This is a genomic window from Mesorhizobium sp. M1006 (assembly GCF_040318825.1).
GTDB lineage: Bacteria > Pseudomonadota > Alphaproteobacteria > Rhizobiales > Rhizobiaceae > Mesorhizobium.
Map to the genome: position 1 here is coordinate 61,478 of NZ_JAMYMZ010000001.1, position 22,363 is coordinate 83,840.

Genomic DNA, 22,363 nt, shown 5'->3' on the forward strand with positions numbered 1-22,363 from the left:
GTCAGACCTTCCATTTTCATTTGTATGCAAATGTTTCCAGATCGCGCCGATCTGGAAACGAAATCGCGTTTTCGTGAAATCCGCCAGATACATAGGCGGAGCATTTAACCGGCATCGAACGGCCGGCGGAAACAGTTTTCGGCCACCGCAACGCTCCAAGGAGATCAAGATGTCGATGTTCGAAAGCTTCGGCCGCTATGGTGCGGCCTTCAAGAAAACACGCGAAGCGCGCAAGTCGCTGCGCATCCTCAACAGCTTGCCGCCTGAGATCCAAAAGGACATTGGCTGGCCGGTGTCGCCGCGTTCGAGCGAAAGGCAGCTTTCGGTCGGATGGGGCACGCAGCGCGGATGAAATTCATCGACAAATGCAAGCTGCTCGGTATTCGCCGGAGCCGCAATGCGGCTCCGGCTGCACCCAACAATTGGCTGCGCGCCGCGTTGCTGCCGCGGCGTTGAGCTGCACCGGTAGGCCAGAGACTTCATGGCCGGACGCTTTGTCGACAGCTGGGATCAAACGACCGTGTTGAGATTGCATCAATCTTGACTTTTTTGGTGGCGACACAATCTTCGAAATAGTCGGGGGTTCTCTTAGTCGGCTCAGCCGAAGTCCGTGTATCTGCATGCCCAGTCTCAAAAGCCACGTCGTGTCGTTCGTCCTCAGGTACAGCCGCAAGAAGGCGTTTTCCAGCCCCGAGAACCTGCAGCGCTGGATCGCCTATGCGCGCAGGACGGAAAACCATCAGCCGCCTGCGTCGCTGTGGTCACGCCTGGAGATCACAACCCGCACGATCAACGGCTTTCCCGTCTACGAGATCGCTCCCCAGGCTGGTGAGCGGAGGCGGATTCTCTACCTGCACGGCGGCGCTTACGTCTTTGAAATCACACCCTATCATTGGCGGCTGATCGCCGACATGGCCGACCGCCTCGGGTTCGGTATCACCGTGCCGATCTATCCCATTGCTCCCGAACACGATTTTCACGCCATGTTCGGCATGGTCGGCGCCGTCTACCGCCAGATGTTCGGCGAAACCAGGGCGAATGATATCATCTTCATGGGCGATTCCGCCGGCGGAAACATGGCCGTCGTGCTGACCATGATGGCTGCGCAAGACGGCCTGCCCTTGCCATCACGCCACGTGCTGATTTCGCCCGGTCTCGACGTGTCGCTCGCCAACCCAGAAATGTATGAGGCCGAACGCAACGATCCGTGGCTGGGCATTGCCGGCGGCCGCGAGGCGATCCGGCTTTACAGCGCCGGCATCGATCCCACCGACTGGCGCATCAGCCCGGTTTACGGCGACCTGTCGGTGCTGCCCAAAACGCTGCTGCTGACCGGTTCACGCGATCTGCTCACCCCCGACAATCTGATTTTCGCGGAAAAGGCACGCGCGGCCGGCGTCGAAATTGAGGTCGTCCACGAGCAAGGCATGTTCCATGTCTGGCCGTTGATCGACATGCCGGAGGCGCGTCGCGCGCGGGACAGCATAGTGGCCTTCTTGACCAACGAAACTGACAGTTATCATGCCAAGGCAGGAGAGTTGTCGCTGCAAAGGGCAGACCGCGACGGAACGCCTCGCGATCTGGTTGCGCCGCTCAGGTCGTAGTTGGCTCAGAACTTCCCAGTTTCCCTGAACATCTCAAACGTCGCGCGGATATGGTCGGCGACTGCCTTCACTGGAGCGCTGGCGTCCGGCGTCACCACCATGGCCAGATTGTAGGTGCCGATGTCAGGCATGCCGTCCTTCGGGCACAGCTCGACCATATCGCTGCCGAGGAACGATTTCGGCAGCGGCGCGACTGCAAGATCCGCCATGATCGCGGCGCGCTGGCCGGCCGTGTGTGCGCTCATATAGGCGATACGGTAGTTGCGGCCCTCGCGGCCAAGCGCCTCCAATGCCCCTGCCCGCCAGGCACAGCCCTCTTCCCACAATGAGACCGGCAGCGGCTCACGCAGATGCGCGCAACCGCCCTTGGCACCGGCCCAGACGATCGGCTCGGTGAGCAGCACTTCGGCGCCGATCGCGCTGGTCTTGTACGAGTTGGTGAGCAACGTGATGTCGAGCGCCCGGTCGTCCATGCGCCGGCGCAGATTGACGCTCTGGTCGATGGTGACGTCGACCGCGATAGATGGATGCGATTGTGCGAACCGCTTCAGCACATGCGGCAGCACACGTTCGCCGTAATCGTCCGGCGAGCCGAGCCGCACCACGCCGACAATGTCTGGAATGATGAACTTCGACACCACCTCGCGATTGATCGACAGCAGCCGGCGCGCATAGCCGAGCAGCATCTCGCCATCGGTGGTCAGCGTCACCGAACGGGCGTCGCGCGCGAACACCGAGCGGCCGAGAATGTCCTCCAGCTTCTTGATCTGCATCGAGACGGCCGACGGCGTGCGGAAGACCGCATTGGCCGCAGTGGTGAAGCTGCCGGTCTCGGCGATTGCGACGAAAGTGCGCAGAACATCGAGATCGAGCAGCGGCAGCGGATGATTGAGTGGGGCGTTCATGGCAAGCGGCCTTCAATTTTTCTGATGCAAACCATCATTCCATTTCGTTTGATTGAACATCAGTTTGGGAGGATAGTCAACTCGGTCGGAGGCAGGACGCATCGAAGTGGTCCCGAAACAACCATGACACGGACCTGCAATCGACACGAAATGAAGCTGAAACAAAGCCGGTGTACCGCCTGACGCTGCAAGCGCCGGGACGACCCGGCCCAACGCGAAGGAGAATGAGATGTCTATCCTGTCATCCATCGGTCGGATCGCGACCGAGTTCAGCGAGGCCCGTGCCCGCTACCAGACGGAACGCGCCATCCGCGCGCTGCCGATTGAACTGCAGAAGGATATCGGCTGGCCCGAAGCTGCCGATGCCAAGGCCGGCACTCGCCATGGTGTGGGATCGTGGGCTGGAGCAAAGTAAACCGTGTGTATCAACAGCTGAAGGCCTGCCGCGCAGATCAGCCCGGCAGGCCTTTTTGTTTGTACTCCAATGATTTTCCCGAGCCATGTCGCCGTCGCATGCCGCATATGAGCAAGTCGCATAGCAGCCCGCACTGGCAATCAACGCATTGTAAATAATCGAAAATCCTGGGCAGAATGCCCAAATTTGTCGCATTCCGTGTCGCTTTTCATATCAAGTGCTTCGCTTTTGCGATTTAGTTTCCCCTCACGTAAGCCTATATCATCATCAACAAACGAGCTGCCCCACTCCATCAAGCGAAGGCGACCCGTCTGAGCAACCGAATGGAGATGATCATGAAGCTTTTTGCCCGCCTCTTTGCCCGTCGCGAAATGAACCTGACGACCGCGCTCGAGCGCCAGCGCCTGGCCAACACCATGCCTGGCCAGACCGGTGCCATGGCTGCCGCGCGCCTCGGCTTCGTCGCCTGAGACGCGGCAATCCCGGCGGAAGCAGCCTAGCGCTGCTTCGAAGTCGATCCAGCGCCGCTTCGGTTTTGCCGAGGCGGCGTTTTTCGTGTGCGCAGACTGCGTAGGCTCGTTTGGTCGATCCGGCGGCATGTTGCGTCCTTCGCCGCATAGCGATCGCCCATTTGCGACCCGTGTCGCAAATAAAGTCGCTCCGTTGCCATCTAGCCAATTGACAGGAAACGTCTTTCCTGATGTCGCTGTGCTAATCGCGACATCCTGTTCGCGCCATTGCAGCGTGAGGATCTACCCGTGAACGTCGTAAAGCACCCGATCCGGCGATCGTTCGTATTCTTCCTGGTCCCCGATTTCACCATGATCGCCTTCGCGACGGCGCTCGACCCGTTGCGTTCGGCCAACCGCATGCTCGGCTATGAAGCCTATCGCTGGCGGCTCGCCAGCATCGACGGCAAGCCGGTGCGCGCCTCGAACGGCGTCGAATGCGCCGTCAACACCTCGCTGGAGGAAGAGCGCAAGAAAATGTCCGGACCGGACCGGCCGAACATGGCCATCGTCTGCAGCGGCATCAATGTCGAGCGCTACCAGAACAAATCGGCCTTTGCCTGGTTGCGCGAGGAGTACAATCGCGGCGTTGCCGTCGGCGGCCTGTGCACCGGCGCGCATATCCTGGCCGCCGCAGGCCTGCTGTCCAACAAGCGCTGCGCCATCCATTGGGAGAACCTGCCGGGCTTTTCCGAGGCGTTCCCCAAGGCCAATGTCTTCGCCGACCTCTTCGAGATCGACCAGAACATCTACACCTGCGCCGGCGGCACCGCCGCGCTCGACATGATGCTGAAGCTGATCGGCGACGATTTCGACGAAAGCCTCGTCAACCGCGTCTGCGAGCAGGTGCTGACTGATCGCGTGCGCAGCCCGACCGACCGCCAGCGCCTGCCGCTGCGCGCCCGCCTTGGCGTGCAGAATTCCAAGGTTCTGGCTATTATCGAGCTGATGGAAGCCAATCTCTCCGAGCCGCTCTCGCTGATCGAGGTCGCTGATCATGTCGACCTGTCGCGCCGGCAGATTGAGCGCCTGTTCCGCACCGAGATGGGGCGCTCCCCTGCCCGTTACTATCTGGAGATCCGCCTCGACCGCGCCCGGCACCTGCTGATCCAGTCGTCGTTGCCGGTGGTCGAAGTGGCGGTCGCCTGCGGCTTTGTTTCCGCCTCGCATTTCTCCAAATGCTATCGCGAGTTGTACGCCCGCTCGCCGCAACAGGAACGCGTCGATCGCAAGCAATTGCTGGCGGCTTGATCTGGCAAATCAGCAGAGGACCGGCGAAGTGTGATATTCCCGCATCGAGAGATGTCGCATGACCACGAGTTCGAGCCTATCCCAAAAACCGGCCGACCCGCACAGCTTCCGCCTCGATGCAGAAAAATGGGCCGCGTTCATGGCGGCACTGGACGCCCCTACGCGCGACCTTCCACGTCTAAAGCGCCTGTTGAGCGAACCGAGCATCTTTTCCGGTCGCGGTCGAGTGTAGGTTGCGGCGACTATACCTGCGCCGTGCGCATAGCCTCGACGCGGATGTCTTCCGTCAGCCGCGCTTTCAGCGCCGAGAATTCCGGGCTGGTCTTCAGCGTGTAGTGGCGCGGATGCGGCAGGTCGACGGCAACGTCCGATTTGATGCGGCCCGGCCGTGCCGTCATCACGACCACGCGCGACGCCATGAAGATCGCCTCCTCGATGTCGTGGGTGACGAACAGCACCGTTTTTTGCCGGCGCTCCCAGATGCCGAGAAGCAGTTCCTGCATCAGCCCGCGGGTCTGGTTGTCAAGCGCGCCGAACGGCTCGTCGAGCAGCAGGATCTCCGGATCGTTGGCCAGTGCCCGGGCAATCGCGGTGCGCTGCTGCATGCCGCCGGAAAGCTGCTTCGGCCAATGGTTTTCAAAACCTCTCAGCCCGACGAGATCGACGTAAGAAGCGACGATCTCGCTGCGCTCGTGCTCGGCCATTCCACGTTCGCGCAGGCCGAAGGCGATGTTCTCGGCGACCGTCAGCCACGGAAACAGCGTATAGGACTGGAAAACCATGCCGCGGTCTGGACCGGGCCGGTCCACCACCCTGCCGTCGAGCAGAACACGTCCCCCACTCGGCGCTTCGAGGCCGGCGACGATCCTGAGCAGCGTCGACTTTCCACAGCCGGATGGCCCCAGGATCGTGATGAAGTCGTTGGCGGCGACCGCCAGATCGATCGGCATCAGCGCCTTGACCGGCTGTCCACCGCCGACACCGGCGAAGGTGCGCGAGACGCCTTCGATGAGCAGCTTGCTCACGCCAGGCTCCATGGAAACAGCCAACGGTTGAGCGCCTTGAAGGCGAAATCGGACAACAGCCCGATCAGGCCGATGACGATGATGCCGAAGATGATCTGCCCTGTCGCCAGCCGCGACTGGCTGTTGATGATCATGTAGCCGATGCCCGACGACGAGCCGATCAGCTCGGCGACGATGACATAGGTCCAGGCCCAGCCGAGCACCAGCCGCAGGGTCTCGGCAATCTCCGGCGCATTGGCCGGCATGATCACGCGCCGCACGATGCCGTTGTCGGACGAGCCAAGCGTGTAGGCCGCCTCGACCAGGTCGCGCCGTGTGCCGCCGACCTTGACCGCGATGATCAGGATGATCTGGAACACCGAGCCGACGAAGATCACCAGCAGTTTTTCGAGCTCGCCAACGCCCGCCCACAGGATGAGCAGCGGGATGAAGGCCGATGCCGGCAGATAGCGGGCGAAGGAGACGAACGGCTCCAGGAACGCCTCCACGGGCTTCCAGGCACCCATCAAGATGCCGAGCGGCACGGCAACGATGGCCGCCATCAGGAACCCGCCGAAGACGCGCCAGATGGTGATAAGGATGTCGAGCCAGAAGCGGTCCTCGACCAGCAGCCGCCAGCCGTCTCTCACCATCGACAGCGGATCGGCAAGGAAAATGCGATTGACGTGGCCGCCAAGCGTGATCCACGCCCAGAACGCCACGAACAGCACGAAGAACGAAATGCCGAGCACGGTTCGAATGCCCGGCGAGACCGGATGCAAGGGGCGCGGCATCTTCGACCGTCCTCTGATCTGAATGAAAAAGCGGCGGCGCACGCGCCGCCGCCGGGCGACAATCCTGGCGGTTAGTCGGCGACGGCGCTGGTGTCGGCCAACGTCGAGACGTCAGGAGCTTCCTTGATCAAACCCATCTGCAGCAGAAGCTCGCCAGCGGTCTTGGAAAAGTCCTGGAATTCCTTGGTGAAGAACTGCTTGTTTTCAGCCTTGTCGGCCCATTTCAGGTATTTGGCCGACTCTTCGAATTCCTTGGCCGACTGCTTCACGTCGGCACCCATCGTCTCATAGGATTTCGCCGGATCGCTCTTGATCAGGTCGAGTGCCTCGAAATAGCTGTCGGCAAGCGCCTTGCCCGCATCCGGATTGGCCTTGAGGAACTCCGGCGTGCAGCCGACCGTATCGAGCACCATCGGATAGTCGAGAGTGGTGACAAGGATATGGCCCTGGTCGGACTTTTCGCGCACCGCCGAGATGAACGGCTCATAGGTGACCGCCGCATCGTTCTGGCCGGCGAGAAACGCCTGCGCCGCCGCATCCGGCTCCAGGTTGACGACCGTCACGTCCTTGGTCGACATGCCGTTCTTGTTGAGCACCCAGGCCAGCATGAAATAGGGCGAGGTGCCCGGCGCCGAAGACGCGACCGACTTACCTTTGAGATCGGCGACGGTCTTGATGTCGTTGCGGGCGACGATGCCGTCGGCGCCGTAGGATTTGTCGAGCTGGAATATCTGCTTGGTCGTCACGCCATTGGCGTTCCAGACCAGCCAGGTCTCGACCGTGGTGGCGGCGCATTGCAGGTCGCCGCTGGCGATGGCGAGCGGCCGGCTGGCTTGCGGCACCTTCTTCAAGGTGACGTCGAGGCCGTGCTTTTCGAAGATGCCGGCCTGCTTGGCGAGCGTCAGCGGCGCAAAGCCGGTCCACCCACTGATGCCGATGCTGACCGATGTGGCGGCCATCGCCGGCGCGGACAATCCGACGGCAAGCGTCAAGCTTGCGGCAAGAATTCCGATCCTGTTCATGTCGGTTCCCCTTTAATGTGTTCGGATGCGGAATTGTGTCACAGACGCCCGCAGGCTTGTCAATGAAGCAGATGCTGCACTGCGGTATGTCACCATCGACAGCAAACTCCGCCATCAGCGGCTGTCGTACATCCAGCTGCGGTCGCGCCACATTTTTTCGCCGACTAGGCAGTCGGTGACGGGGATGTCCTGTGCCAGCACCAATGGCGGATGCGCCGCCTCTTCCGCCGCTCGCTGCGGCGAGGCCGGACCGGCAAGCTCCAGCACCAGCTTGCGACGGATGGCCTCCGGAAACTGCGTCCAGTCATTGACCGGGATCATGAAGGAGCCCGGCCCGCCGATGACGCAGTCGCTGTAGTAGCGGTCGAGATTGTTGACATCGTAAGCGCTGCTGAACCCGCCCCTGGTCATCAGCGGCAGGCCGTTGACGGTGATGCCTTGCTTGATCACGGCGTCGCGGGTGATATCGACAGGTGCGCCCTGGTTGTTGGGGCCGTCACCCGAAATGTCGATCACCCGCTTCACGCCCTGGAAGCCGCTTTCAGCAAAGAGATCGCTGGCGAATTCCAGCGCGCCGGAGATCGAGGTGCGCCTGGCACTGGCCGGCGGATGAGCGGAAAGCTGCGCTGCCAGCCGCTCGGCGTCGGCACGATTGGCGATCACCGTCCACGGCACCACGACCTGCTGCCAGGTCGCGCCAGCCCATTCGACATAGGTGACGGCAATCTTGCCATGAGCGCCTTCGCCGATTGCCTGCAGGACATCGTCATGCGTCAGCGCCGCCGCATAGCCATGACGCTGGATTTCGAGCTCGCCCGGCGACATGGACAGCGAAACGTCGACTGCCAGCACCAGTTCGACGTCGACCGGCTCGGCGGCGCGGGAGTTTGCAGTCAGCCATAGCACCGACGCCAGCGCGGCGGCACCCGAGACGAGATGTCTTGCACGGGCAAAACCAGACATGCCGCACGGTAAGCGAAAATCGCCGATCGACAAAGAGAAAAGCCCGGTGGAGAGCCGGGCTCATCCGGTCACATTTTTGCGAACCGCCGGAAAACGAATTTCATTTGTGGATGCGGCGCCCGCCCCGTCCCCGCCATTCCACGGCCTTCTCGACATCCGTCTCGGAGGATGGGTCCGGCTTCGGTTTTCTAGCACCGACCCCGCGCGCTGCCGTCCAGTTCGGCTTGAATGACGGCGGAAGCCACAACAGAATACCTGCAACCGCGGCAGGCAAGATGATCGCAAAACGCAGAATTGAAAGTACGATGCCGCAGATGCCGACGATCTGCGCGGCCCGGCGGACGCCGAAGCGTCTCAGGAACAAATGTCTTGCAATCACGCCGCCATCCAGATCGTAGGCGGGCAGGATGTTGAGAATGATAAGTGACACGTTCAATAATGCGCCAATCCAAAGCGTCCATTCCAGAGGACCGGCCGACCTTGACGGCAGCCACCCGAATGGCCTTTCGGGCGCAACTGGGATGAGTTCTCCAAAAACCAGATAATAGGCCGCATCGAAAAACGCGGCGAGCGCGACGTTCGCCAGGGGACCCGCTATCGCAATCCGCGCCCAGGCAGGCGATGGCGCTGCGGCGCGTTTGAAACGCGTGAGCCCGCCGAAGAGATATAATTCTATCCTGTCGGTGGCGACGCCTTGTCGGCGTCCGATCCAGGCGTGTGCCAGTTCGTGCAGAAATATCGACGCAAACAGAAGCGCTGCAAAGATAGAGGTATGGATCAGTGCATCCTTGGGTCGGCTCGCCCACTCGTTCAGGAAGGGCAGCACAATGGGAATTGCGAAGGTCCAGCTGACGCGAACCGGGATATTCCGGTTCAGTTGAAACACAAGCGTATCGTTTTTTCTGTCCCAGCCGATCCGCCGCAAAGGCACCCCCTAATCGCAGCGCGACGGTAAGCGAGAATCATCGCTCCACAAAGCGAAAAGCCCGACGATGAATCGGGCTTCCGCATTCAGGGTCCTGCTGGCACTGCTCGGCTTGCCTGTGTGGAGAACCGGCAGGCAAGCAACGCTTAGCTGCGCGGATTGAGGTTCTCCGGGTCGTAGAGCGGCCTGTAGCCGACGGCGGCCACTTCGACCGGGTACTTCTCGCCGAAATATTCGACGCTCAGCTTGCGGCCCTCCTGGCAATACGCCCAGGGCAGGTAGGCGAGCGCGATGTTCTTGCCGAGGGTCGGACCATAGGCCACCGAGGTCGTGAAGGAGCGGCGGCCGAGCTCATCGACGAGCGTCTCACCGGTTTGCGGGTCCATCACCGGCATCGTGCCGACCGGATAGCGGAGAACGCCATTGGAATCGGTATTGTCGGTCATGATAAGCGTGCAAAGCATGGCCGGCTGATGCGCCCGGGTGCGATATTCCAGATGCTTTGCCTTGCCACAGAAATCGGCCTCCTTGACTTTCGGACGGGCAAGGTCGGCTTCCAGCAGATTGTATTCGGTCAACAGGTCCGCATTCTGCAGGCGCAGGCTCTTCTCCATGCGGCGGCTGTTGGCATAGGTCTCGACGCCAAAGGCCATCACGCCGGTCGACCGCAGCGCGTCCCAGACAGCTAGGCCGTCGTCGTAGCGCATGTGCAGTTCCCAGCCTTGCTCGCCGACATAGGAGATGCGGAAGGCGGTCACGTCCTTGCCGGCGATCCTGACGGGCTTGATCGCGGCAAAGGGAAAATTCTCCGGCGTCAGCCCATCGGGGTTTTCCACGCACTTGCTCAATGTCGCCCGCGCGTTCGGACCCCAGATGCCGACGGTCACATATCTCTCGGTCACATCGGTGACGCTAACGTCGAAGCCTTTGTCCTCTGCCGTCCGGCGCATGTACTGGAAGTCGCGCGGCCCGGCATCGGCGCCGTCGATGACGCGGCAGCGGCCGGCCATGCGGATGACGGTCAGGTCGGCGCGCACCATGCCTTCCTCGTCGAGGAAATGGGTATAGATGCCCTTGCCTATATTGCCGTCACCGCCGATTTTTGCCGCGCACAGCCATTCCATCAGCGCGACATGGTCCGGGCCTTCCACGTCGTACATGGCGAAATGCGACAGGTTGACGATGCCGCAATCCTCGCTCATCGCGAGATGCTCGGCGTTCGAGACGCGCCAGAAGTGGCGGTTATCCCATTCGTTTTGGCGCACCGGCACCCGGTTGCCGTATTTCTCGAGCAGATGCTCGTTGGCGGCGTAGCCATGGGCGCGCTCCCAGCCGCCGAGTTCCATGAAATAGCCGCCGAGTTCCTTCTCGCGCTCCCAGAAGGGCGAGCGGCGGACATTGCGAGCCTTGGAGAAGGGCTCGCGTGGATGGACCGCTGGGTTGTAGACCTTCATAGCGGTTTCGGTGCAGCGATCCCAGATGAACTGTTCTTTCGTCTGGTGCGGATAGAAACGCGAATAGTCGATGGCGTGGTGGTCGATCGCCGTGCGGCCGTCCGTCATCCAGTCGGCGATGAGCTTGCCCATGCCGGGGCCGTCCTTGACCCAAACCGCCACCGCATACCAGAGGCCCCTGACCTTCTGGCTTTCGCCCATCGAGGGGCCGCCGTCCGCCGTCACCTGCAATAGGCCGTTGAAGGAATGGCTCTCATTGTAGCCCAGCTCGCCCAGGATCGGCGTCAGTTCCATGGCGCGCTCGAGCGGCGCCAGGATCTGCTCCATGTCGAGATCGCGTTGCGACGGCGAAAGCCGCGCCTCGTTTTTCTCGAGAATATCGCGCGGATGGCAGAGTCGCGGATTGGTCTCTTCGTAATAACCCCATTCGATCTGCCCGCCTTCGGCGGTCTTGGGGTCGCCGGTATCGCGCATGTAAGCTGAGTTGCCCTGGTCGCGCAGCAGCGGCCAGCCGATCTCCTTGCCGGTGCCGGCGAACTCGGTGTATGGCCCGAAGAAGGTAAGCGGATGGTCGATCGGCATGACCGGCAGGTCCTCGCCCGCCATTTCCGCGATCAGCCGTCCCCAGATGCCGGTGCAGACCACGACATAGTCGGCCTCGATGGTGCCGCGGTCGGTCACCACGCCCTTGATGCGGCCGTTCTCGATGACGAGCGACCTGGCCGACGTATTGGCAAACGCCCTGAGTTTGCCGGAAGCTTCCGCCTGATCGACAAGCTTGCCGGCGACGGTCTGCGAGCGCGGGATGACGAGGCCGGCGTCGGGATCCCACAGGCCGCCCTGTACCATCTGTTCTTCGATCAGCGGGAATTTTTCCTTGATCTCGGCGGGATCGATCAGGCGGGCGCGTGTGCCGAAGGCCTTCGCCGAGGCGATCTTGCGCTTGATCTCCGCCATGCGGGCGTCGTCGCCGACGCGGGCGACCTCGAGGCCGCCGATGCGCGCGTAGTGACCCATTTTTTCGTAGAAATCGATGGAATAGAGCGTCGTCCAGCACGACAGGAAATCATGGCTGGTCGTGTAGCAGAAGTCGGAAGCGTGCGCCGTCGAGCCGATATCCGTCGGGATGCCCGATTTGTCGATGCCGACAATATCGTCCCATCCGCGCTCGATCAGGTGATGGGCGACCGATGCGCCGACGATGCCGCCCAGCCCGACGATGACGACCTTCGTCTTTTCCGGAAACCCTGCCATTGCCCGCGACTCCAAGATGCTATGCGAGCAGACTATAGGGCGGCGCGGCGCCGCGCTTGCAGCCTGTTTGCGACATCGCCAAAAAAGCCCGCGCCACCAGCCCGTCGAATGCAGTTAGACCTAAGCCTTCGCCCTGCTCGGTACGAAGGCACTGCTAGAGCCCGTCCTGCGCAGCTTCGAAGAAAAATGCATACCTTCATCGCCGATTACCGGAAGCAAATAAAAGGCCGGGCGTTTGCCCGGCCTTCAAAAATCATGGCGTCGACTTTACTTGATGCGCGCGACGCCGCCCGAGATCTCGATCGTCTCCGAACCGGTCAGCGCCTCGAGGTCGCCATTCGGCAAGGTAACAAAACAGCCGCTCGGGCAAAATTCCACGGTTTCGCCAGCGGCCAGCGCCAGCTCGGTCTTGCCGCCGCCTTCCGTCACGATCAGCGTGCGGGTCTCGGCGTCCTTGTTGACCGCGCTGGCGGCATGGGCCGAACCGCCCACGGCCAGAAAAGCGACGGCGGCGACGAGAGACTTCCACATTTTGCAGTATCGGTGTTGCCACCGCCTCTGTTGCATTTCGCAAGGCATTCTCGCCGTTTGCAGGTGAGCTTATATGTAATGCAAGCTGAACGGCAACTGAATGCCGCATTCATGCCGCAATTGGTTTCCGAAGGCTTGAAGGCAAGCTCCAAACAGCTAGTCAGGATCGGGCTTCCGTACCTTGCGTCCCGACTTGGCGAGACGTTTCGCCTCGACCGCCGCTAGGGCTTTTGCTTGTTCCCGCTCGGCGAATTCGACTTCGATCTTGTCGTCGTCGATCGGCCACGCCTCGTGCTTTTTGGTCTCGACGACGGCGCGCGGTGTCGACGGAATTTCGATATGCTGGTCGGCGAACACATCGAAGATGGCAAAGCGGATGTCGTTCTGGACGATATTGCCACTAAGAACGTCTGCCAGGAATACGCGGATCTCGAATTCGAGCGCGGCCGGGCCGAAATTGGAAAACAGCACAAAGGGTTCCGGGTTCTTCAGCACCAGCGGATGGCTGCGTGCGATCTCCAACAGGACGCCATGCACGTGCTTGACGTCGCTGCCATAGGCAACGCCGACCTTGATGTCGACGCGGCCGAGCTTGTTGCGGTGCGTCCAGTTGCCGACCGCATTGTTGATCAGGTTTGAATTGGGCAGGATCACCGATTGCCGTTGGAACGTCTCGATCTCGGTGGCGCGCACGCTGATCTTCTTGACCGTGCCGCTGATGTCGCCGGCGACGATCCAGTCGCCGACCTTGAACGGCCGCTCGGCCAACAGGATCAGGCCCGACACGAAATTCGAGACGACATTCTGCAAGCCGAAACCGATGCCGAGGGACAGGGCGCCGGCGACCAGCGCGAGATTGGAGAGGTCGATACCGGCCGCCGAGATGCCGACCAGTGCCGCGACCGCGACACCGGCATAACCGACCGCCAGCCGGATCGAATTGCGCACGCCGGTGTCGACCCGGCCGCGCGCCATCACCGAGCCGTCGAGCCAGCCCTGGAACCAGCGCGTCAGGAAATAGCCAATGATGAAGACGACGACGCCGGTGAGAATGCCGGTGACCGAGATCGTCACCGAGCCGACGGTGAGGCCGGTCGCCAGCTTGTAGGCCCAGGCCTGGATGTCGCCGGGCTGGAAGCCCCACATCAACAGGATCAGCGGCAGGAACACCAGCACAATCATGATGTTGATGGCGGCGCTGACGACAAGCCCGAGCTGGTCGAGGGCGGCATCTTCGTAGCTTGAATTGGCCGCTAGCCAGCGCCCGATCGAAGTTTTGGCGAAACCACCTTCCTCGCCGATCGCTCGCGCCGACAGGAAGCCGATATAGGCGGTGACCAGGATGGTGCCGGTGACCACGACCTGCAGCGAGACGAAAATTGCAAGGCCGATATAGCCAAGCAGTGCCGATGCGATGGTGAATAGGCCTAGCGCGACGGCGGTGTAGCGCAGCCACGCCGGCCACGGGCGCCAGCTTCCGTCGGGGGCCTTGAACGGCTTCAGCAGGCCCATAAGGATCAGGATGATGCCGACGACGATGGTGGCGATGAAGCTTCTGGCGATGGTCAGCGACAGTGGCGAGCCCATCTTGTCGTTGACGACAGACAGGAAGTTGTTGCTGCCGATGACGACAGCCATGGCGGTCGTCAGCCGCACCAGCCAACGCGCCGGGCCGGTTTCGACCGGGATCAAACGCCAGTTCGGCAGTCGGGGCTCGAGCGCTGCGTTGGTCAGGCGGTTGACGCAGAACACCACCGCGATAACGGCAACCAGCGAATTCAGGAAGATCCCGATGTCACCGCGTAAAACATTGTAATAATCGAAGAAGAAGATCGTCGAGACAAGGAAGGCGCCGACCGCCAGCGTCGGCAGCAACGTCGACCAGAACGCCACCGACAGGCGGCTGAGATAGGAGGGGTCCTCGACGGAGGGATCCGCTTCGAAGACGCGGCCGAACAGGCGTCGGCCGCCGATAAAAAGCACTGCAGCGAATGCGAGCGCCATCAAAGTCGCGGCAAGAATGGCCTGGAACTTGAACTTGAAGGCGAAGCTCAGCCAGGATGACACCGCCTTATAGAAGCCGGAAAACTCAGCGTTGGCGTCGGAAAAGACTTCGGGGCTAAGCGCATCGGACAGCACGTAGCGTTTGGTAAGCACATTGCGGAACAGCTCGCTGCGCATGTTGCCGATCTTCTCGATCAGCCCACTGATGCGGATCGACAGGTTCTGCGCGCTGGCAATGACGGCGTTAATCTCGGCTTTTTCGGAAGCCAGCGCCTGGCGTTCACCGGTCACGATGTCGGGCTCGGCCGGCTGGCCCGCGGCCGGCGGAGGTCCCAGCGTCTCGATCCGATCGTTGATATCGCCGAGACGCGAGCGGAACGCCAGCGCGCTGGTGAGCGCCGCCCGCGACAGATCCTCCAATTGCAGGCGGATTTCCACGAGGGTGGCATCGTCTTGGCCATCCTGCTGTATCTTCTTCTCGAGACCGTCGGTTTTGGCCGTCAGGCTCTGGATGACCTTCTGCTGGTCGGCGATCAACCCGGCGGCGCCCTGCCCGAGTGCCTGCGCCATAGTAACGAGCGACGGCGGCGCCGAGACAACAAGTGCAGCGATCAGGACCAGGCGGAGTAAACGAAAGAACATGATTTTTCTGGCGACTCGCGGACGGCAGCGGCAGTTTTGAAGCACGTCCTTGATAAAGACGCTCATATCACGGGGCAAGTCATGCCAGGCGGCTCGTTTTCGAAGTCCGCCAATCGAAGTCGGCCAATCCAGTCGAAGTCGGGGAGTCGAAAAGCGATGGCGCAATCTTGGCTTTGCGTTGGCGGCCTGCTCTATAGTCTGCCGCAAAGCCTGAAATGGATGACAATAAGAATGGCGGAATATTCGGCCTTTTCGCTTCTCAAGAACGCGCTGACCGGAAACAAGGACTGGAGGCCGGCCTGGCGCAAGCCCGACCCGAAGGCGTCCTACGACGTGATCGTCATCGGCGGCGGCGGCCATGGCCTGTCGACCGCCTACTACCTAGCCAAGGAGCACGGCATCACCAATGTCGCGGTGCTGGAGAAGGGCTGGCTCGGTTCCGGCAATGTCGGCCGCAACACCACGGCGGTCCGTTCCAACTATCTCCTGCCGGCCAACACGCGCTTTTACGAGCATTCGATGAAGCTGTGGGAGAACCTGGCCCATGACCTCAACTACAACGTCATGTTCTCGCAGCGCGGCTGCCTGAACCTCGCCCACACACCTGCTCAGTTCGACGACTATGCCCGGCGCGGAAACGCCATGCGCCATCTCGGCGTTGACGCCGAACTGATGACCACGGCCGAAATCGCGCGCCTGGTGCCGGCGCTCGACGTCTCCGCCACCGCGCGTTTCCCGATCGTCGGTGGCCTGATGCAGCGGCGCGCCGGCACCGCCCGCCACGACGCCGTCGCCTGGGGCTATGCGCGCGGCGCAGATCGCCGCGGCGTCGACATCATCGAAAATTGCGAGGTCACCGGCTTCCTGCGCGACGGCGACCGCATCATCGGCGTCACGACAACGCGCGGCGAAATCCGCGCAAAAAAGGTAGCGGTCGCGGTTGCCGGCAGCACCGGGCGGGTCATGCGGCTTGCCGGCATCGAGACGATGCCGATCGAGAGCCACGTGCTGCAGGCCTTCGTCACGGAATCGCTAAAACCGTTCATCGATACGGTCCTGACCTTCGGCATGGGCCATTTTTATATGTCGCAATCTGACAAGGGCGGGCTTGTCTATGGCGGCGATCTCGACGGCTACAACAGCTACGCCCAACGCGGCAGCCTGCCTATCGTCGATGAGGTGATGAGCGAGATGCTGGCGCTGTTCCCTGGGCTGGCCCGTGTCCGCATGCTGCGCTCATGGGGCGGCGTCTGCGACATGTCGATGGACGGCTCGCCAATCATCACCACCGGTCCGCTGCCGGGCATGTATCTCAACTGCGGCTGGTGCTATGGCGGCTTCAAGGCGACGCCGGCTTCCGGCTGGTGCTTTGCCTGGACCATTGCCAAGGACGAGCCGCACGGTCTCAACGCGGCCTTCACGCTCGACCGCTTCTACCGTGGCCTGGTGATCGACGACAAGGGCCAGGGCGCCACGCCCCGGCTGCATTAGGCCATGATCCCGAAAAGTGGAAACCGGTTTTCGGACAAGATCATGGTCAAACGAGAAGTTTAAGAGATCCATGCTCATCACCTGCCCCTATTGCGGCCCGCGCGACGTGATCGAATTCACCTATCAGGGCGACGGCAACCGCCAGCGCCCACAGCCCGCCTCGCAGAACCTCGACGCCTGGAACGCCTATGTCTACGACCGGCTTAACCCGGCCGGCGACCACAATGAGATCTGGCAGCATTCCGGCGGCTGCCGCGCCCATCTCAGGGTCGTGCGCAATACGCTAACGCACGAGATCTCCAGCACCGCGTTCGCGCGCGGCGACCACAACTCGGTTGCGCGGCACCGGGCCGAGGACAAGCCATGAGCCCGCGCCGTACCGAGGCCGGCGGCCGCATCGACCGGCTGCGGACCATCCGTTTCACCTTCGACGGCGCGCCTTATACCGGCCATGCCGGCGACACGCTGGCTTCGGCGCTGCTGGCCAACGGCGTCACCCTGTTTGGGCGTTCGTTCAAATATCACCGCCCGCGCGGCGTGCTGACCGCCGGCGTCGAGGAACCGAACGCGCTGGTCACAGTGTTGAGGGGCGAGGTTCGCGAGCCGAACATCCCCGCCACAATGGTCGAAATTTATGACGGGCTGGCCGCAGTCAGCCAGAACCGCTTCCCTTCGCTTGCCTGGGACGTCAGTGCCGTGAACCAGCTCGGCGGCAAGCTTTTGTCGGCCGGCTTCTACTACAAAACCTTCATGGGACCGGTGATCGGTCCGCTGAAGGGCACTCGCTTCTGGATGTTCTGTGAGCATTTCATCCGCCGTGCCGCCGGCCTGGGCAAGGCAGGCACGGCTCCCGATACGGCGCGCTACGAACGTATGAACGCGTTTTGCGATGTGCTGGTGGTCGGCTCCGGCCCGGCGGGGCTGATGGCCGCCAGGGCGGCTGCCGATCAGGGTGCACGCGTCATCCTGGCCGAGCTCGAGCCGCATTTCGGCGGCTCGGCCAATTGGTCGCGCGAGACGATCGATGGCATGCCGGCCGCCGACTGGGCAGCGCGCGCCGCCGGTCAGCTTGAAGGCCGTGATAATATCCGCCTTTTGCCGCGCACTACTGTCTGGGGTTATTATGACGGCAACACGCTTGCCGCGCTCGAACGTGTCACCGACCACAAGGAAAAGGCCGGCAAGGGCGAGCCGCGCCATCGCTATTGGACGATCCGCGCCAAGTCGGTGGTGCTGGCCACCGGCTCCCTGGAGCGTCCGCTGGTCTTTCCGGGCAACGATCGGCCAGGCGTGATGCTGGCGCATGCTGCCGAGCGTTTTGCCAATGAATATGGCGTGCTGCCGGGCGACAGGGTCGCGCTGTTCACCAACAATGACAGCGCCTATCGCTCCGCGCTTGCGCTGAAGAAGGCCGGCGCCGTCGTCGTCGCCATCGTCGACGTGCGCCCAGAACTTTCGAGCGAAATGCGCAAGCTGGCCGGCGAAGCGGAGGCCGAGATCCTTTCTGGCCACGCGGTAATCGCCACCGAGGGCGGCAAGGCGCTTTCCGGCTTCAAGGTGCAGCGCTTCGACATGGTCAACGGCGCGCTTTCCGGCGAAGCGCGCAGCATCCACGCCGATTGCCTGCTGATGTCGGGCGGATGGTCGCCGACCATTCATCTGGCCAGCCAGGCCGGCGCGAGAGCGGAATGGAACGAAGCATTGCAAGCGTTCCTGCCGCCCAAGCCGACGACGCGGCAATGGATCGGCGCCGGCGCCTTCACCGGCAGTTTCTCCACCGCCGAGGCGATCGCCGAAGGCCGCGCCGCCGGCCTTTCCGCAGCGGGCGCAACCGCCACGCCGGCGGCCTTGCCTGCCGTCGAGGCAGCACCTGGCGATCCCGATCCGGCGCCGGTGCTCGAGATCAAGGCCAAGGGAAAGAGTTTCGTCGACTTCCAGCATGACGTGACGGCGGATGACGTGCGGCTGGCGCATCGCGAAGGCTTCGTCTCGGTCGAGCATCTGAAGCGCTACACCACGCTCGGCATGGCAACCGACCAGGGCAAGAGCTCCAACATACCCGGCCTCGCCATCATGGCCGAGGCGCTCGGCAAGCCGATCCCAGAGGTCGGCACGACGCGCTTTCGCCCGCCCTTTTCGGCGGTATCGATCGGCTCGCTAGCCGCCGAACGCTTCGGCGATCTGAAGCCCGAGCGGCTGACGCCGATGCATGACTGGCACGTCGCCAACGGCGCCACCATGTATTCGGCCGGCCTGTGGTATCGGCCGATGATCTACGGCCATCCCGGCGAGACGATCGAGCAGGCCTATGTGCGCGAAGCGAGAGCCACGCGCGAGAGCGCCGGCATCGTCGATGTCTCGACACTGGGCAAGATCGCGGTGCAAGGCCCCGACGCGGCGGAATTCCTCGACCGCGTCTACACCAACGTGTTTTCGACGCTGGCCGTCGGCAAGGCGCGTTATGGGCTGATGCTGCGCGAGGACGGTCTCGCCTTTGACGACGGCACCACATGGCGGCTCGGCGAGCAGGATTTCCTGATGACCACCACCACCGCCAATGCCGGCAAGGTGATGCAGCATCTGGAATATTTCCTCGACGTGATCTGGCCGGAGCTGAAAGTCCACGTCGCCTCGGTCACCGACCAATGGGCCGGTGCCGCCATCGGTGGGCCGAAGGCAAGGCAGCTACTGGCTGCTTGCGTCAGCGGCACCGCCGTCGACAATGCCGCCCTGCCCTTCATGGGCATCGTCCACGGCGAAATCGCCGGCGTGCCGGTGATGATCTGCCGGCTGTCCTTCTCCGGCGAAATGGCCTTCGAGGTCTATTCCGGCGCCGGCTACGGCACCCATGTCTGGGAGGCGCTGATCGAAGCCGGCAAGCCGTTCGGGCTGGTGACCTACGGGCTGGAGGCGCTGGGCACCATGCGCATCGAGAAAGGCCACGTCACCGGTGCCGAGATCGACGGCCGTACCACGGCACGCGACCTGCATCTCGACTGGATGCTGTCGAAGAAGAAGTCGTTCATCGGCTCGGCGATGATGGATCGCGAGGGGCTGATCGCACCCGACCGCCTGGAACTCGTCGGTATTGTTTCGCTCGACAACCAGCCGCTCAATGGCGGCGCACACATCGTCGAGGAGCTTGACGAAGCCAATCCGCACGGCTCGCTTGGCCATATCACCGCCTGCTGCTATTCGCCGGCGCTCGGCAAATATATCGCGCTTGCCCTGGTCAAGGGCGGCAAGGCGCGGCGCGGCTCGCGTGCCTACGTTTCCGACCCGCTGCGCAACCGGTTCGGGCCGGTCGAGATCGTCTCCAACCATTTCTTCGATCCGGACGGGAGCCGCATGCATGGTTGAGCGCCAATCACCGCTTGAGCCGGTGCTGCATCCGGGCTCGCATGGCAATTTCGAGCACGGTGTCGAAATCATCCTCTCCGAAACCAGGCCGGGTTCGATCCTGCAGCTCGCCGCCTGGCCTGGCGAGGAGAAGACGTTGATGGCCGGCATCCATGCGGTCACCGGCTTGGCTTTGCCCGACGGCGCCGGTGGCGGTGTGACGAACGGCGCCAGGTCGGTGTTCGGCTTTGCGCCGGGAAAGTTCACTGTGGTCGATGAAGCCGAGGGATTGGCGCCGGCCTTTGCCGATGTCGTCACTTCGGCCATCGGTACGGTGACCGACCTTTCGCACGGCCGCACCGCGATCCGTATCGCCGGGCCGAAGGCCGAGTGGGTGCTGGCGAAATTCTTCGCAATCGACTTCGCGCTGCCGGCCTTCCCGATCGGCGCCGGCCGCTCGACCATGCATCACGACATCTTCGCGCAAATCCAGCGCACCGGCGCCGATCAGTTCGACATCTATGTGTTCCGCTCGTTTGCCCGCTCGTTCTGGAAAGCGCTCTGCCATGCGAGCGAGGAAGTCGGCTACGAAGTGCAGTAGAGCCGGACGGCGCTTCACGTCACTCCGCGAACGTCACCCACTCTTCCAGCGGCGCGCGGTCGGTGCGGAAGGCATTTTCGGGCTTGGACGTATCCTCATGGCCGAGCGCCATGCCGCAGACGACGATCTCCTCGTCGGGAATGTTGAGCACCGGCCTGATCTGCCGGTGATAGGGCGCGAAGGCGGCTTGCGGACAGGTGTGCAGGCCCCTGCCCCGCGCGGCGACCATGATGTTTTGCAGGAACATGCCGTAGTCGATCCACGACCCCTTGTTCAGCCGCCGGTCGACGGTGAAGATCATGCCGACCGGGGCGTCGAAGAAGACGAAGTTGCGGTCGTGCTGCGCACGCATCCTGTCGACCTCGCGCCGGCCGATGCCGAGCACGCCGTAGAGGCCGAAGCCGTTGGCCCGCCGTCGCGTCAGATAGGGTTCGAAGAACTGGTCGGGATAGTAGCGGTACTCGTCCCACTCGGCCTTTTCGGCGCGGATGCCCGAGCTGAGGATGGCGTCGGTGATGCGCTGCTTGACCTCGCCCTTGGTCACATAGACCTTCCAGGGTTGCATATTGGTGCCTGAGGGCGCGCGCGCGGAAACGGCGAGAATATCGCGGATGGTCTCGTCGTCGACCATATCGGGCAAGAAGGCGCGTACCGACCGCCGCGAGGTGATCGCGTCATCGACGATCGCCGCCGCAATCCGGGAGTTGTTTTCCAGCATGGGCCGTCCTTTTGCGTATGATCCCGAACCCGATTTTCCGGAAGGATCATGCGCCGACTAGAAGTGATGGAGCATCCTTGCGCGTCTTTTTGAACGCCCGATAGCCTACCCGCCTCGACCGGACGCCCCACTCGCCGCTCGTGCGCCGAGCCTTTGCCCGAACCGTCAAAATGGCGCAAGTAAATCTTGTGATTTCGTGAAAATCCTCTTGATTTTTTCATGAACCCGCCATCAAATGAAATTTGCTGGGAATTTTTCACCAAGACAGGGATGGCTTTGCCCTCAACCGCCGCCAGATCGGAACAGGACAGCGGCGAACGGCTGCTGGCCGGCGACATTCGCGCGTTGCGCAAGGCGCGCGGCCTGACGCTTGCCGAAATCGCACTGAAGCTCGGCCGTTCCGTCGGCTGGGTCAGCCAGGTCGAGCGCGGTCTGTCGGTCCCGTCGCTCGGCGATCTCAGGGCCTTCGCCGAATTGTTCGGCGTGCCGGTCAGCCTGTTCTTCAGCCATGACGTACCTGTCGAGACCGAGCGCGGCGTGGTCGTGCGCGCCGGCAACCGGCGCACGCTTGGCACAAGCGATTCCGGCCTGGTGGAGGAGCTTCTGTCGCCCGATCTCGGCGGTAGCTTCGAGATGCTGCGTTCGGTCTTCGCCCCGGGTGCCGAGCTGCAGACCGAGTCGCGCCGGCCGACCGAGGAAGCCGGCTACGTCGCTTCCGGCAGTTTCGACATCGAAATTGCCGGCGTCTGGCACCGGCTTGGCGAAGGCGATTCCTTTCGCTTCGACGGCAAGCCGTTCCGCTGGCGCAATCCTGGAGCGGAACCGGCTGTGGTGATCTGGGTGGTTTCGCCGCCCGTCTATTGAACGAATGCATGTCGCCCAAAAGTGCGTGGCGGTTTTGGGACAACGACATGCATCAAAACAAATAGTCGGAGAA

21 protein-coding genes are annotated in these 22,363 nt (G+C 62.5%); 11 read left to right on the top strand and 10 right to left on the bottom strand.

From position 1 onward, the window contains the following. Nucleotides 1-169 precede the first annotated feature (169 nt). Both NKH60_RS00300 and NKH60_RS00305 read left to right on the top strand, forming a co-directional pair. Nucleotides 170-352, top strand: a complete 183-nt coding sequence (locus NKH60_RS00300) for a hypothetical protein (RefSeq protein ID WP_352470285.1) — start codon at nt 170-172, stop codon at nt 350-352. A gap of 268 nt (nt 353-620) precedes the next feature. Beyond that, a complete protein-coding gene (locus tag NKH60_RS00305; RefSeq protein ID WP_352539654.1) occupies nt 621-1,604 on the top strand; it encodes an alpha/beta hydrolase in 984 nt (327 codons plus the stop codon). A 5-nt stretch (nt 1,605-1,609) separates the two neighbouring features. On the opposite strand, the gene NKH60_RS00310 is transcribed toward NKH60_RS00305, so the two are convergent. Then, a complete protein-coding gene (locus NKH60_RS00310; protein WP_023676521.1) occupies nt 1,610-2,509 on the bottom strand; it encodes a LysR substrate-binding domain-containing protein in 900 nt (299 codons plus the stop codon). A gap of 229 nt (nt 2,510-2,738) precedes the next feature. On the opposite strand from NKH60_RS00310, the gene NKH60_RS00315 reads away from it, so the two are divergent. From NKH60_RS00315 to NKH60_RS00330, 4 genes are all read left to right on the top strand, one after another. Beyond that, on the top strand, nt 2,739-2,924 hold the full coding sequence (locus NKH60_RS00315; RefSeq protein ID WP_352452109.1) for a hypothetical protein: 186 nt from the start codon (nt 2,739-2,741) through the stop codon (nt 2,922-2,924). Nucleotides 2,925-3,259: 335 nt separating this feature from the next. After that, complete coding sequence (locus NKH60_RS00320) at nt 3,260-3,394, top strand: hypothetical protein (protein WP_013894968.1); 135 nt, start codon at nt 3,260-3,262, stop codon at nt 3,392-3,394. Nucleotides 3,395-3,745: 351 nt separating this feature from the next. Next, nucleotides 3,746-4,684, top strand: coding sequence for a GlxA family transcriptional regulator (locus tag NKH60_RS00325; RefSeq protein ID WP_352501106.1), 939 nt, complete (start codon nt 3,746-3,748; stop codon nt 4,682-4,684). A 58-nt stretch (nt 4,685-4,742) separates the two neighbouring features. Beyond that, nucleotides 4,743-4,916: a type II toxin -antitoxin system TacA 1-like antitoxin gene (locus NKH60_RS00330; protein ID WP_352500959.1), complete on the top strand. Its 174-nt coding sequence runs from the start codon at nt 4,743-4,745 to the stop codon at nt 4,914-4,916. Between the two features lie 10 nt (nt 4,917-4,926). Here NKH60_RS00330 and NKH60_RS00335 read toward each other — a convergent pair whose 3' ends face one another. From NKH60_RS00335 to NKH60_RS00370, 8 genes are all read right to left on the bottom strand, one after another. Further along, nucleotides 4,927-5,709, bottom strand: coding sequence for an ABC transporter ATP-binding protein (locus NKH60_RS00335; protein WP_352500960.1), 783 nt, complete (start codon nt 5,707-5,709; stop codon nt 4,927-4,929). Next, the gene (locus tag NKH60_RS00340) at nt 5,706-6,482 is read right to left on the bottom strand and encodes an ABC transporter permease (protein WP_352539653.1); all 777 of its coding nucleotides are present in this window, start codon (nt 6,480-6,482) and stop codon (nt 5,706-5,708) included. Before NKH60_RS00340 ends, NKH60_RS00335 begins: the two co-directional genes overlap by 4 nt. A 71-nt stretch (nt 6,483-6,553) precedes the next feature. Then, nucleotides 6,554-7,504 (bottom strand): ABC transporter substrate-binding protein, encoded by a 951-nt coding sequence (locus NKH60_RS00345; protein ID WP_352452114.1) that lies wholly within the window; start codon nt 7,502-7,504, stop codon nt 6,554-6,556. A 114-nt stretch (nt 7,505-7,618) separates the two neighbouring features. Further along, a complete protein-coding gene (locus NKH60_RS00350; RefSeq protein ID WP_352831067.1) occupies nt 7,619-8,467 on the bottom strand; it encodes a DUF1194 domain-containing protein in 849 nt (282 codons plus the stop codon). A gap of 100 nt (nt 8,468-8,567) precedes the next feature. After that, nucleotides 8,568-9,392 (bottom strand): site-2 protease family protein, encoded by an 825-nt coding sequence (locus tag NKH60_RS00355; protein WP_352831069.1) that lies wholly within the window; start codon nt 9,390-9,392, stop codon nt 8,568-8,570. 146 nt (nt 9,393-9,538) lie between these two features. After that, nucleotides 9,539-12,100 carry a GcvT family protein gene (locus tag NKH60_RS00360; RefSeq protein WP_352850040.1) on the bottom strand — a complete coding sequence of 854 codons (2,562 nt, stop codon included), beginning with the start codon at nt 12,098-12,100 and terminating at the stop codon, nt 9,539-9,541. 267 nt (nt 12,101-12,367) lie between these two features. Then, entirely contained in the window at nt 12,368-12,631 is a 264-nt protein-coding gene (locus tag NKH60_RS00365) for a hypothetical protein (RefSeq protein WP_352452117.1), read from the bottom strand. A gap of 156 nt (nt 12,632-12,787) precedes the next feature. Next, the gene (locus NKH60_RS00370; RefSeq protein WP_352831072.1) at nt 12,788-15,277 is read right to left on the bottom strand and encodes a mechanosensitive ion channel family protein; all 2,490 of its coding nucleotides are present in this window, start codon (nt 15,275-15,277) and stop codon (nt 12,788-12,790) included. Between the two features lie 231 nt (nt 15,278-15,508). Between NKH60_RS00370 and NKH60_RS00375 the strand changes: the two genes are divergently transcribed. The 4 genes from NKH60_RS00375 (at nt 15,509) to NKH60_RS00390 (ending at nt 20,708) form a co-directional block, all read left to right on the top strand. Next, on the top strand, nt 15,509-16,768 hold the full coding sequence (locus NKH60_RS00375; protein ID WP_352831280.1) for a sarcosine oxidase subunit beta: 1,260 nt from the start codon (nt 15,509-15,511) through the stop codon (nt 16,766-16,768). Between the two features lie 70 nt (nt 16,769-16,838). After that, nucleotides 16,839-17,135 carry a sarcosine oxidase subunit delta gene (locus tag NKH60_RS00380; protein WP_023676536.1) on the top strand — a complete coding sequence of 99 codons (297 nt, stop codon included), beginning with the start codon at nt 16,839-16,841 and terminating at the stop codon, nt 17,133-17,135. After that, complete coding sequence (locus tag NKH60_RS00385) at nt 17,132-20,128, top strand: sarcosine oxidase subunit alpha (protein ID WP_352831074.1); 2,997 nt, start codon at nt 17,132-17,134, stop codon at nt 20,126-20,128. The genes NKH60_RS00380 and NKH60_RS00385 overlap by 4 nt, the downstream gene beginning before the upstream one ends. Next, entirely contained in the window at nt 20,121-20,708 is a 588-nt protein-coding gene (locus NKH60_RS00390; RefSeq protein WP_352452120.1) for a sarcosine oxidase subunit gamma, read from the top strand. Before NKH60_RS00385 ends, NKH60_RS00390 begins: the two co-directional genes overlap by 8 nt. A gap of 19 nt (nt 20,709-20,727) precedes the next feature. Here NKH60_RS00390 and NKH60_RS00395 read toward each other — a convergent pair whose 3' ends face one another. After that, nucleotides 20,728-21,426 carry a nitroreductase gene (locus NKH60_RS00395; RefSeq protein WP_352500967.1) on the bottom strand — a complete coding sequence of 233 codons (699 nt, stop codon included), beginning with the start codon at nt 21,424-21,426 and terminating at the stop codon, nt 20,728-20,730. 270 nt (nt 21,427-21,696) lie between these two features. Between NKH60_RS00395 and NKH60_RS00400 the strand changes: the two genes are divergently transcribed. Next, the gene (locus NKH60_RS00400) at nt 21,697-22,290 is read left to right on the top strand and encodes a helix-turn-helix domain-containing protein (protein WP_352500968.1); all 594 of its coding nucleotides are present in this window, start codon (nt 21,697-21,699) and stop codon (nt 22,288-22,290) included. Nucleotides 22,291-22,363 lie beyond the last annotated feature (73 nt).